Source organism: Paraflavitalea soli (genome assembly GCF_003555545.1).
Classification (GTDB): domain Bacteria; phylum Bacteroidota; class Bacteroidia; order Chitinophagales; family Chitinophagaceae; genus Paraflavitalea; species Paraflavitalea soli.
The window spans coordinates 5,453,820-5,464,929 of record NZ_CP032157.1; the positions used below are offsets into that span (position 1 = coordinate 5,453,820).

The 11,110-nt window shown below is 46.7% G+C and carries 9 protein-coding genes; 2 read left to right on the plus strand and 7 right to left on the minus strand.

Translation table 11 applies throughout. The features are described 5' to 3' along the window. Positions 1–28: 28 nt before the first annotated feature. Entirely contained in the window at positions 29–685 is a 657-nt protein-coding gene (locus D3H65_RS20485; protein ID WP_119052099.1) for a hypothetical protein, read from the minus strand. A gap of 193 nt (positions 686–878) precedes the next feature. Here D3H65_RS20485 and D3H65_RS20490 point away from each other — a divergent pair, with 193 nt between their 5' ends. Continuing rightward, complete coding sequence (locus D3H65_RS20490; protein WP_119052100.1) at positions 879–2,411, plus strand: lipopolysaccharide biosynthesis protein; 1,533 nt, start codon at positions 879–881, stop codon at positions 2,409–2,411. Positions 2,412–2,748: 337 nt separating this feature from the next. Here the strand turns inward: D3H65_RS20490 and D3H65_RS20495 are convergent, their stop codons facing one another. Then, positions 2,749–3,390: an MBL fold metallo-hydrolase gene (locus D3H65_RS20495; RefSeq protein ID WP_119052101.1), complete on the minus strand. Its 642-nt coding sequence runs from the start codon at positions 3,388–3,390 to the stop codon at positions 2,749–2,751. Between the two features lie 83 nt (positions 3,391–3,473). On the opposite strand from D3H65_RS20495, the gene D3H65_RS20500 reads away from it, so the two are divergent. Beyond that, entirely contained in the window at positions 3,474–6,983 is a 3,510-nt protein-coding gene (locus D3H65_RS20500; protein ID WP_119052102.1) for a BamA/TamA family outer membrane protein, read from the plus strand. 259 nt (positions 6,984–7,242) lie between these two features. Here the strand turns inward: D3H65_RS20500 and D3H65_RS20505 are convergent, their stop codons facing one another. The 5 genes from D3H65_RS20505 to D3H65_RS20530 all read right to left on the minus strand — a co-directional run bounded on the left by D3H65_RS20505 (position 7,243) and on the right by D3H65_RS20530 (position 11,107). After that, positions 7,243–7,929, minus strand: a complete 687-nt coding sequence (locus D3H65_RS20505; protein WP_119052103.1) for a DUF1361 domain-containing protein — start codon at positions 7,927–7,929, stop codon at positions 7,243–7,245. Then, positions 7,926–8,300, minus strand: coding sequence for a diacylglycerol kinase (locus tag D3H65_RS20510; RefSeq protein WP_119052104.1), 375 nt, complete (start codon positions 8,298–8,300; stop codon positions 7,926–7,928). Before D3H65_RS20510 ends, D3H65_RS20505 begins: the two co-directional genes overlap by 4 nt. A gap of 68 nt (positions 8,301–8,368) precedes the next feature. Further along, positions 8,369–8,794, minus strand: a complete 426-nt coding sequence (locus D3H65_RS20515; protein ID WP_119052105.1) for a hypothetical protein — start codon at positions 8,792–8,794, stop codon at positions 8,369–8,371. Positions 8,795–8,805: 11 nt separating this feature from the next. After that, positions 8,806–10,410, minus strand: coding sequence for a DUF4153 domain-containing protein (locus tag D3H65_RS20520; RefSeq protein ID WP_119052106.1), 1,605 nt, complete (start codon positions 10,408–10,410; stop codon positions 8,806–8,808). Positions 10,411–10,663: 253 nt separating this feature from the next. After that, a complete protein-coding gene (locus D3H65_RS20530; protein ID WP_119052108.1) occupies positions 10,664–11,107 on the minus strand; it encodes a hypothetical protein in 444 nt (147 codons plus the stop codon). Positions 11,108–11,110: the final 3 nt, after the last annotated feature.

The following is an 11,110-nucleotide window of genomic DNA, read 5'->3' on the forward strand; positions in this document are numbered from 1 at the left end:
CTCGAAGCTCACCGCTCGTAGCTATTTTCTAACTCTTTTGCCTTGCCTTCATCGCATCGAGTACGCCTTGCTGGCGGGTAAGTTCTTCTGATTGTTTTTGCTGGTCGATCTTATTTTGCTCGAGTTTCAGCTGGAGGGCTTTTATCTTTTCCTCCAATTCTCTTCCTTCATCAATAAGCGACAGGTTCTTTTTGGTAGCTTTCTTCATTACTTCTTCCTGGGCCTGTATCTGTACAGCCAGGTGGTGGGATTCTACGGAGGGGGTAAGTTGGTTGAGGAATGCTTTGGCCTCATTGATCTTGTGCCGGTCTACGCCAGAACGTACACCCACGTTTTCACTGGGCCGTCCTACCAGGAGGTATACGACGGTAATATCTTTTTCCTTACGGCTTTTGCGCTCTACTTTAAAATGCAGGTCATTCATCTCCACTTCCTCATCACTGAGTTTCATATTGCGGTAGATATCAAATCCCTTGCTTTTATCGCTTTTGCCGCCTTTTTTGGAAAAATGCTCGGCAATGGCAGCTTCTACTTCATCTACAGGGTAAGGCAATTCAATGACGGCGGCTATCTTATCGCCCTTCGTATGCTCTACTTTGCCTTCTGTAGCGACCACCTGAGCGTTGGCTTGGGTGCTGACCATGGCTGATACCAGGAGGATCAGCAGGGGTAAAATTCTCTTCATTGTTGTTTATTTGTTATTAGATATATTCCTTAAAGCATAAACGCTAAAACCCGGCGTTATACTATTTATAGGTCGCATGTGCATCAAAAAAGTTACCGGTCCGTCAACAAAAGCGGCTCCATTATGAGGTTTAACGATCAGTTTGTGGCGCTAACCCTTAATTTTGGAACACAAAATCTAAATCCATCTTTAGTTGAGCATTAAGAAATTAGCAGGTCAAACAGTCTGGTATGGCATTCCCCGAATCGTCAGCAGGTTCCTCAACTTTGGCGTAAGCCTGCTGGGTTTTCGCTTGTTTGACCCCAACGGATCCTATCCCTACACACAGATCTATGCGGTGATCCCTTTTTTGACGGTTCTCTTTACATATGGACTCGAAACAAGCTTCTTTCGTTTCGCGCAAACCCATAACCGGCAAAAATTATTTAATACGCTCAACCTGTCGATCTGGTTTACCACCATCCTGCTGACCCTTTTATTGTTCATTTTCAAAGGTCCGCTCACCCATTTTATTGAAATGGACAGCCATCCGGAGTTCGTGACCTGGATGATCTGGATCGTGTTTTTTGATACGCTGTACACCATTCCCCTGGCCAAGTTGCGGCTGGAGGAGCGTCCCCGCATGTATGCTTTTGTCAATGTTTTCTCCATCCTGCTCAATATCCTCATCATTTTATTCTTTTATTATGTAGCCAAGCCGGCGCACGATTCGGGCGCCAATTCCTTCCTGGCGCTGCTGTACAATCCGCGCATCGGCATCGGGTACTTCATTATTGCCAACCTGATAGCCAGCGCCGTTACCCTGCTGTTGCTGTACAAGGAGTTCAGGTCGTTTAAATTTCAGTTTGATAAAGGGCTGTGGAAAGAAGTGATGCATTACTCCTATCCCCTGATCATTGTGGGCTTTGGCGGTATGATCAATGAAATGCTGAGCCGGGTGATCTACCGGAAGGTGCTGGTGGAACAATATGCAGGGCAGGCTGAGTTTGAGCTGGGGGTATTTGGGGCCAATTACAAGCTGGCAGTACTGATCACCATTTTTATACAGATCTTCCGCATGGCGGCGGAGCCTTTTTTCTTCAACCAGTCGAGAAATGACGGGGCGCAGAAAATGTATGCCCGGATCATGAAATTGTTTGTGATCGCCTGTTGTTTCATGTTCCTGATCATTTCCTTAAACCTGCAGTTCTGGAAAGGATTGATCGCTGCCAAACATCCGGAATACGCGCAAGCCATCCACGTGGTGCCTATTCTTTCCATGGCCAGTATTTTCCTGGGCATTTATTACAACCTGTCGATCTGGTACAAGCTCACCAACCGCAATATGACGGGCGCCTGGGTCACGATTGGCGGGGCCATCATTACCATCGTGCTGAATATTGCCCTCATTCCCCGTTTTCATTACAACGGCGCTGCCTGGGCCACCTTCCTGTGTTATGCATTTATGATGGTGATCAGCTACCAACAGGGCCAAAAATATTATCCCATCCCCTATGCCCGCAAAAAGCTCATCACCTACCTGGTGATCGTATCACTTTTCTATATTATTCATGAATACCTCATTGCCTCCCACCTGCCTAAAAAAGATAAGGATTGGACGGGCATATCTTACCTGGTGTATTACGGTTCCTCCCTGGTCTTTTTTGGCCTGTTTACCTGGCTGATCGTGAAAGTGGAGAAAAAGGAAATGCAGAAGCTGCCCTTTATCGGCAAATACTTTAACTGAGGATATGACTTTTTGTCACCAGTCGAAATAGTAAAATGAAGGGAGTATACCCGTAGACCAGCCGCAGATCTAAGATAGATTTGCCATAGTTTAGCCGGGGTTCACGTAAACTGAACATAAACTTAAAGTAAACCGGAAGTAAACTTGAAGTAAAGTGAAAAGGCGTTTTTGTAGGTAAAAGCGTGATTAGCCCCTTTTAAGCAGGCAGAAGCACCCGCAGGGAAACACGCCGCCAATATCCACTTGTTATCATTTATCATATACAAGTAAGCTACCGAAAATATGCCAATTTGACAAATATTTATCCATGTATTTAGCTATTCAATAACTTCTCAATTCACCCCCTCACAAAAGGGTTTTGCCTCTTCTCCTCGCCAATCGTGGTTTCGGGTCCGTGGCCATTGTACACGAGGGTTTCGTCGGGCAGGGTATACAGCTGCTCCCGGATGCTGCGGGCCAGGGTATCGAAATCGCCCCCGGGAAGGTCGGTGCGGCCGATGCCGCGGCGGAACAAAACATCCCCACTCACGATAAAATGCTGTTCGGGACAATAAAAACTGATATGGCCGGGAGAATGACCCGGTGTAAACAGGATAATGAACCTATCTTCACCCAACCGAACGGTATCACCTTCACGTAAATAGATGAGGTCGCCTTTATAATTATCGAAGGGCAACCCCCAATTTAACCCGAACGTAGGGCCAAAGTCGAGTACTACTTTTTCTTTTTCGTGCAGGTGTAAGGTTAACCCCCAGGTATCGTGAACAAATTTGTTACCGAATATATGATCGAGGTGACAATGGGTATTTAACAAATATTTAGGGGTAAGGCCGGTTTCCTCAATGAATTCTTTTAATTCATTGCGTTCATTGCCAAAGTAACAACCGGGATCGATTATGCAACATTCGTCCTGTTCATTATAAATTACATAGGTATTTTCCTGGAGAGGACTGAAGGGAAATTGTTTTACTGTAAGCATATAGGGTAACTGATTTAGGCCAATTGATTTTTTTTTACCCGGTAACAGGGTTTGTTTTAACTTTAAAACATTAATGACAGGCTATGCAATTTCAACAGATTAAGCCATTTACAAAAGTACTTTTTGGTTTCCTGCTTTCCGTACTGCTTTTGCACATGGATGTGAGTGCCCAGGTGAATACAGTAGAGTTTGGTAAAAACCGGGTTCAGTATCGAAAATTCAAATGGGAATACTACCAATCCACCAATTTCAACACTTACTTCTACGAAAATGGCAAAACCATTGCCAACTACGTACTCCAGATTGCGGAGGAAGAATTACCGGCTATTGAGCAATTTGTAGAATACGGGCTGCAACGCCGGGCCAATATCATTATTTACAACAACTTCAATGAGCTGGAGCAATCCAACATCGGGCTCAACCTCGATTGGCAAACCACGGGTGGCATCACCAAGCTGGTCAACAATAAAATGATCGTTTACTTCAATGGGGACCATGCGGATCTGCGCAGGCAGGTGCGCCAGGGAATTGCCAAGATATTGGTAGACAATATCCTGTTTGGGGATGATCTGGGTGAGATTGCTGCCAACCAGGCTTTGCTCGACCTGCCCAAGTGGCTGGTAGATGGTTATGTAGATTATGTGGCGGAAGACTGGAATACCACGCTGGACGATCAGTTGAAATCGACGCTGATGTCGGCCGAATACAAGAATTTTTACCAGTTTGCCTTTGAAAAGCCCTTGCTGGCTGGTCATGCTTTCTGGTACTATATAGCGGAGAAGTATAAGAAAGAGAACGTCACTTATTTCCTGTACCTCGCCCGTGTGTACCGCAACCTCAACAGTGCTTCGCAGCGCATTTGTAAAAAGAAGTTCAAGGATGTGCTGAAGGATTTCATGGAACAGATGTCGGAGAAATATTACAAAGACATAACAGGTCGCCGCAATGCCCCCAAGGGCAATGTGATCCTCACAGAAGATGTGACCCATAACCGTGATTATATCCGGTTTACGCCCAACCCGGCTCCCCGCAGCCAAACCTATGCGGTGGTGGAGTACGTAAAGGGACAAAACCAGGTGGTATTATATGAGAACTTTGTAGACAGAAGGGTATTGCTGAGAAATGGCGTGCGCTCCTTCGACAACGAGGTGAACCCCAGCTATCCCCTGTTGTTCTGGGATGGGAAGGGCACGCGCCTGGCCTGTATCTATTGGGAGAAAGGCAAGGTGCAGCTGTTTGTATATGACCTGCTGAAACATTACAAACCGGTAAAACAGGAGATCACGCACTTTGAGCAGATCACGAGTGCGAGCTTTATGCTCAACTCCAATACGATCTTAATGAGTGCGGTACGCAAGGGCCAGCCGGATATCTTTATCTACAAAATTCAGGAAGATACGTATGAGCAGGTGACGAATGATTCTTATGCCGACCTGGACGCTTCTTTTGTAGCATTCCCTAATAAAACGGGTATCATCTTCTCTTCCAATCGCCCCAATGCCACTGCACTGGGCCGCGATACAGGGGTAGCTACCAATAAGTACAATATCTTCCTGACAGATACTTACAATAAAAGTGAGTTCCGGCAAATTACGCAGCTCAGCCACATGAAGTACGGTAATGCCCGCTATCCTTTGCAATACAATACTTCGCACTTCACCTTCATCAGTGATGAGACGGGGATCAACAACCGTTTCGCCGGCTTCTTTACCACCAAAAGAGCAGGGCTCGACAGTGTGTACATAGTAGGTGATGAAGTACTGCGCAATCCCAGCGACCAGGAACTGGATTCCACGCTGAAAACCTGGGGCAAGCAGGCACCGGATTCTGTATTTGCCTATTCGGTTACAAACGACTCGTCTTTCGTATTCCCCATCACCAATTATCAAAGTGGGCTGGTGGAAACGAAAGCTGCCGGCGATAATGGCCAGATAAGTGAAGTAAGACAGGAAGGCGACCTGAAACTGGTGTACAGGCTGAAGGTGGACCAGAATGCTTTGCAACGACGCAATGTAAACCCCAAGCCTACGGACTACCGTCGTAAAACGATTGCCAACGCCAAACTGGCCGGAGGCCGCGATATGCAAACGATCATTCCGGGTGATACGGCTGTCAAAAGAAAGGGGGACGCTTTCGAAACAGGATTTGAACCGGAAAAGGCAGATTCGACTAAAAAACCAGCTACAACTATTATAGACCCATTCCAGGAACCTGTGGAGGAAAAAGAGTCGGTGCTCAAAAAGGTGAAGCAGTTTCCATACCGCTTGAAATTCTCCATGGATAATTTCTCCGGCGGCTTTAACAACGATGTATTGGTAACCCGTTACCAACCCTATACAGGGGCACTTCCCATTCAGTTGCAAAGCGGCGGCGCCTTCAATGGTATGTTGAAAGCTTCTGTGTTTGATCTGTTTGAGGACATTCGCTTTACCGGCGCCATCCGTCTTCCGCTGATCGGTGGCGGCGGCGGCGGCGTGAGTGTAGGCAATCAAGGCACCACTATTTTCACGCCCGTCAATCAGTCATTGTTTGATGGTGGCGGCGAATGGTTTGCCCGGATTGATTACCTCAAAAAGAAGATAGATTACTCATTGGTGTATTACCGCAAAACGGAGATCGGTGGTGTACAATATCAATCGGGCAACGTGATCAATGTGTATGAAGGCAAATCATACAGCAACCTGTACCAGGGTATCCTCAAACTGCCACTTGATAAGGTACGCAGCCTCCGCTTCTCTGCCGGTATCCGTATGGACCGTGTAACCGTGCGCGGAACGCAGTTTGATACGGTGACGCTCAAAGCGCCGGATATCAATAAACAAACCTATTTCGTATCGCGCATCGAATGGGTGCATGACAATACGCTGCAAAAGGCCATGAACATCCTGAATGGCGCCCGCTATAAGATCTATATGGATATCAATGCGCAGGTGAATGAGCCTAAAGAAGGTCTTGTGAAACCCGGCCGCATGATGTTTAACATTGGGTTTGATGGTCGTATCTACAAACCCATCTACCGCAACTTCATTTGGGCTGGTCGTGTAGCCGGCGATTTCTCCTGGGGCAATGAAAAGGTGATCTATTACCTGGGTGGTGTAGATGGCTGGATGTTCCCTAAATACAACAGTGAACCCCGTCCCGATCCTTCTAATGATTATGCTTATCAGTCAACCGCTGTTAACCTGCGGGGCTTCAAACAGAACCTTACGAATGGTAACAACAATGTGATCCTCAACAGTGAGTTCCGGTTCCCCATATTCAGTACGCTGATCAACCGGCCAATCAACAATGCCTTCCTGCGCAACTTCCAGCTGGTCCAATTCTTCGACCTGGGTAATGCCTGGAATGGTGACCTGTTTGATGGCCTGAAGAATTTCGAGCGTCCTCAACAGCTTTACCCCGATGATCCCAATGATCCTACTGTAACCGTAAGGATCAAAGCGGGTGGCATTGGTCCTTTTGCCGGAGGCTATGGTTTTGGTGTACGCAGTATGCTGCTGGGTTATTTCCTCCGCCTCGATACGGGCTGGGAAATGAATGGTTTCTTCAAAGGCAAACCAGTATTGCATTTTGCCATGGGAGTGGACTTCTAATCGCGGATTAGAGGATTAGAATTGATTTCGATGATTTAAAATACAGCACTACAAATGGCAAGAGGCTACCGGATTGGTAGCCTCTTGCCATTTATAACATCTGCGAAATCAGCATAATCCATTAATCAGTGATTAAAAAAGGCGTCGTAAGAATACGACGCCGTGTCCAACTTAAACCAACCGTCATATATGGAAGGGTATAACGGGCATATTTGCTTAGGGCGGAAAGGTGGGTCGCCTTTCAAAGGCGGCTCACCTTTTACCAGATCAGCTTACTGATCTTTTTGAGGGTGGTGTACACCAGGGTCATCAACACGGAAAAACAGATCACCATGGCCCAGGCTTCGCGGTAATGCCAGGGATGCCATACCAGCTGGGCGATGTCTGATACCAGCCCGAAAGGATTGGTGATCACATCCCAACTGTTGAACCGCAGGTAGCGGCCAATGTATACACCCAATGCATTGAGCACCATCACAGGATACAGGAAGGCCCAATCGGTTTTTCCCGGCAGGTACAAGGCTACGATCTTCTCCATTTGTCGTATGGAAAGGATGCCCAGCATCAACCCGTTCCAGGCAAAAGAAATGATGAGGGCAAGGTCGTACCACAAGGGAGCACCTGCATGACCACCCAAATGAAACAGATCGGTAAGAATGTAAAAGGTATTGGGTACGATAAGCAGCCAAGCCAGGAACACCAGTGCAAACTTGCGTCCGTAGGCCGCCCAGGATGGTGTACGGGATAACCAGCTGGATATAAAATACGGTATATAAGCCAGGAACAAATTCCAGAGCAGGAAGAGATAACCCCGCTCACCGGTATAGAGTATCCTTACAAATACCATGAGGGCGCCAAACAACATAGACAAGGACAGTATACGATCCACTTCACTGCGTAAGAAGATCTGGCGGTACTGCCACAGAGGCTTCATAATATTTTTCATGCACTGATCAATTTAGGAATGAATACAATGCCGCCTATAATGGCGGCGGTAATAGCAGCAACCAATACGGCGCCGGCTGCCACGTCTTTGATAAGACCAATCTCCGGCCGTTTTTCTGTTGAGATAAAATCCATGGTGCGTTCGATACAGGTATTGAACATTTCGGCCACCCACACAAAACCGACGGCAAACACCAGGGCCAGCAATTCTGTTTTGGTAAGTGGCACCACGCTGGCCAGGATGATGACCACTACGGTAGCCACGGCATGCACCCAGGCATTGTGGTCTCCCCGCAGGAAACGAACGATCCCCTGCCAGGCATATTGGAAACTTTTTAAGCGATCCCGAATGGAAAATGGTGCTGGTTTCATATAAATAAGTTGTTGCTGTTTGTTATAGCAGATCAAGTTAAGCGATTTTGTCAGGGTGACAGCTACACTCAATGACTTTGAACATCCGTACCGGTCTTCGCTTTCCCAAATGCTTTCCGGTTCCAGTACAAGGCCAGGATCAATGCAGCAATTGTTGTTCCAGTCAGCAATCCGAGTGGGGATTGGGACAAGCCAAAATGACCTGTGGTGATCAATCCTATAGTGGCATATAATAAAGCCACCAATATGGCGAGGACACCTGCCAGCCAGGCCATCCTGCCAATTGTTGAATAAGGTAGCGCCATGATCAGTTCTGTCAGCAACCACAGGAGTAACCAAAACGGAAGCCCTACAATAAAACCCATAACCAGTATGATTACCGAACTCATAGCCAACCAGATATTTCCTGACAGCAGTTCAATAGCCCCAAACAAAAAAGCATTCAGACAAATAGTAATGGCCCATATCTTAAAGCTCGTAACTGAAGTAGTCATAGCCCGGCTGTTTAATGATGGTTAAGGTTGTTGTTCCGGAAATACCTGGCAGTATAGGCATCTGCATAATTCCAGGAAAGCCAGCTAAGGTGTGATTGCTGTTGCAGGAACAGGTCTTTGCGGGCTAGCAATTGTTCGGCAAAACAGGTATCGCAAATACGTGTTCTACTACCCGACCAGGAATCGCTGTTGAAACCGGAACTTCCCTCCTGCACTTTCAACTGCGCTTGCTTAAATGCATCCAGGTTGGCTTCCAGCAAGGGTAGGGTTTTATCGGATAAGGTGAGCAGGAACTCCGCATCGAGGGGTACACGGTCTTTTCGTTGCAGGTTGTAAGAGGCGATAAACTCATCCCAATGAATAGTAGATGCCACTACCAATAGGATCACACCGGCCCAGGCATTAACCCGGAACAGGAAATAAGAAGTTCTTTGCTTCCATATCTTAATGAATACGGTGGCAAGACCAATGAGTACCATCAGCAGGAAAAACAATACACCGATCCTTTTGTAGGCCAGGCCATAGCGGGCGATGTAATAATAATCGCGCAGCAATACGGAGATCACCAGTACAGCGTTCTGTACGATCCAGGCATAAGAACCGTACCGCAGCCATTTATTGCGGCGGTAAAAGTTGAGGTTGCCCTTGAAAAAGAACAACAGCACCAACATAGCCAGCACAATGGATACGATCAACAATTCTGTACCATCATGCACCATCTTATACAGGAACACATCGCCCATATAATCAAAATCGAACCACAGGTAGCTGATATCAATGGAATTGATCACCAGGAGCAATAGATTCAACAACAACAAGCTGATAATACCGGTGGTATTTTCATTCTTCAAAGCCAGCATACCTTTTGAAAAACGCCCCATCACCGCTTCGATAAGCTGATAGAAAGGTCTTTGCGTACGTTCTCTCCAGGATATGCGGGTACGTAGGAGGACATCTGTACGGCCGGTTTCTTTTGCAGAGAAATAATTGACCCGGCTGCGCATCAGCAGGCAACCGGTCACATAGATACCAAACACCAGGAATAAGAGACGCTGGGGAGAGAATACACCAAACAGCGCATTAAAGAACTGTGCTACATACAACTCCATGCGGGTTGCCATGACCTGGAAAACACTATTGGCAGAAAGGTAGATAAGAAAGAATAACCCTACCAGAAGCAAAGGGAATATGGCAAACCGGATAAACCTGGCTATACCCTTACGTTTTTTACCAGTGCCCGATTTCCTGCGTTTAAACTGCTCCGCAAAAGAAGCAAAGCAGAAAACGATATTCAGCAATACAGAACCACCGGCATACCATACCGACCGGTGCATGTATTCTGCAAATCCCACGATGAGCAATAGCGTGGTGGCAAACGCGATCTTACTGAGCAGGGTGTTGTGCACTACGATCATAGCCAGGCAGATGAGGTGACCGATCAACAGCCACCTCACCACAGCGCTTTGCCTGGCATTGGCGTATAAGTAGAAAATGGCTGCCAGTGTAAATGCATCGAACAATACAGTGTTGATGCCCAGTTTTTCCTGCCAGAAGACGAGGCTGAATAGGATGCCTCCGGCAATTACTAAAAGTCCCTGAGAAATTTGTTTACGCATAACGGTTGGTTTATGTAGACATGAGTTGGCCTGTCCGCTGGTATGCACCAGCCGGCAGATTGGGATCAATTCAATGCTTTACGGATTTAACACACCTCCACCAAGGATAATGATTGCCAGGTTATGCCGGTCCTTCAGCAGGCTTCCCTGGCAATCGATCCGTTCTTTTGTGGAGGTGAAGCTGTTGTGCAACACAATCAGCAGCAGGGCAAGTACAGGCCCGAAAACTATTAATAGGCTAGCAATGTTTTTTTCATAATGGTGTTTCTTCAAAGGGCTCGGTATAATTGGCCAGGCGAAGAAATGACCGGTATTGGGTAGATGCTGCCGTAACACCTGATACGATCGCGATCAGCAGAAAGTAAATATTCTCCTTATCAAACTCATTGATAAACTTCATGTATAAAAGCCAGGCGATCACAGCACAAATAGCTGCCGCTGGAAGTACGATACGGAAGATGGTAATTCCTTTCAACTTCCTGGCTACACAACGATTGATCAATAAGAACATCAATACCAGCGCGGGGAGAGATACCAGCACGCCATAGAATGTTCCATAAAATATAACATAACCCATCATACCGCTACTCATTGAGAAACTCAGGAAAAAAGTACCCAATAGGGTATTTAATTGCACCGCGATGAACCAAATGCGGAGGGCTATGAAGAATTGTTGATAACGGTTGTTGTTGCTCATATT